General features: G+C 59.4%; 1 protein-coding gene and 1 pseudogene. Both read left to right on the plus strand.

What is annotated here, in order from left to right:
• Positions 1–337: pseudogene (locus AXF19_RS15545) on the plus strand (HslU--HslV peptidase ATPase subunit); the annotation flags it as partial.
• 122 nt (positions 338–459) lie between these two features.
• On the plus strand, positions 460–1,640 hold a 1,181-nt coding region (locus AXF19_RS10555; protein ID WP_066848571.1), incomplete at its 3' end, for a replication-associated recombination protein A.

Consider the following 1,640-nt stretch of genomic DNA (forward strand, 5'->3'; position numbering starts at 1 on the left):
CAAGTCGCTCGTCAAGGAGGACTTTGAGCGCATCCTCACGGAGCCGAAGAACGCGCTCATCAAGCAGTATCGCGCACTGCTCGGCGTCGAGGGCGTATCTCTGACCTTTCAGGACGATGCCATCGGCCGCATTGCGGAGCTGGCGGAGACGGTCAACGAGCAGACGGAGGACATCGGGGCGCGCCGCCTCTACACACTCCTTGAAAAGCTGCTCGAGGATCTGTCCTTTGAGGCGCCCGATCTCACGGAAAAGGATGTCGTCATCGACAGCGCCTACGTGGATCGCTGCCTCGCCGACATTGCGGGCGATCACGATGTATCGCGCTTTATTCTGTAATATGCTTTGTCATCAAAAGAACGGTTTGGAATCTTTCCAAGCCGTTTTTTCTATTGCCTAAGTTTGCATTTTATGAGATAATCCATTGTGACATAATCTGCACATGGGAGGTGAGCATCAGCATGGATGGGCAGGGCGGTCTCTTTGAGCGCGCCGCATACCAACCGCTTGCCGAGCGTCTGCGCCCGCAGACACTCGAAGAATTCGTCGGGCAGGAACACCTCCTCGGCAAGGGGAAAATACTGCGCCGCCTCATCGAGAGCGACCATATTACCTCCATGATCTTCTGGGGGCCGCCCGGCGTCGGCAAGACGACGCTCGCTCAGATCATCGCCGCGCGGACACAGGCGAAGTTCATCAACTTCTCTGCGGTGACGAGCGGGATCAAGGACATCCGCACGGTCATGCAGGAGGCGGAGCGCCGCCGCATCTACGGGGAGCGCATCATCGTCTTTGTCGATGAGATTCACCGCTTCAACAAGGCGCAGCAGGACGCCTTTCTGCCGTTTGTGGAGAAGGGGAGCATCGTCCTCATCGGGGCGACGACGGAGAATCCCTCGTTCGAGATCAACAGCGCTCTCCTGTCACGCTGCCGCGTCTTTGTCCTGCAAGGTCTGACGACGGATGACATCGCGCGCCTCCTCCGTCATGCACTCTCCGCCGAGCGCGGGCTGCGCGATCTGCACGTACACCTCTCCGAGGAAGGCCTTGCGGCAGTTGCCGCCTTTGCAAACGGCGATGCGCGGAGTGCGCTCTCGACGCTTGAGATGCTCGTGTTGAACGCGGATGAGCGGGACGGCGAGATCTATGTGACCGAGGAGAACCTCGCACAGTGCATCTCGCGGAAATCCCTGCTCTACGATAAGAGTGGGGAGGAACATTACAACCTCATCTCCGCCCTGCACAAGTCCATGCGGAACTCCGACCCCGATGCGGCGGTCTACTGGCTTGCACGCATGCTCGAGGCAGGGGAGGACCCGCTCTACGTCGCACGGCGCGTGACGCGCTTTGCCGCAGAGGACGTGGGGCTTGCCGATCCAAGGGCGCTCGAGATCGCTGTCGCGGCATATCAGGCGTGCCACTACATCGGTTTTCCCGAGTGCAACGTCCATCTGACGGAGGCTGTCATCTACCTCTCGCTTGCGCCGAAATCGAATGCGATGGAGACGGCGTATCTTGCCGCCGCAGCAGACGCGCGTACCATGCTTGCAGAGCCTGTGCCGCTTGTGATTCGGAATGCACCGACGAGGCTCATGAAGGATCTTGACTACGGCAAGGGATATCAGTATGCACACGATACGGA

This window comes from Selenomonas sp. oral taxon 126, from assembly GCF_001683335.1.
Classification (GTDB): Bacteria; Bacillota; Negativicutes; order Selenomonadales; family Selenomonadaceae; genus Centipeda.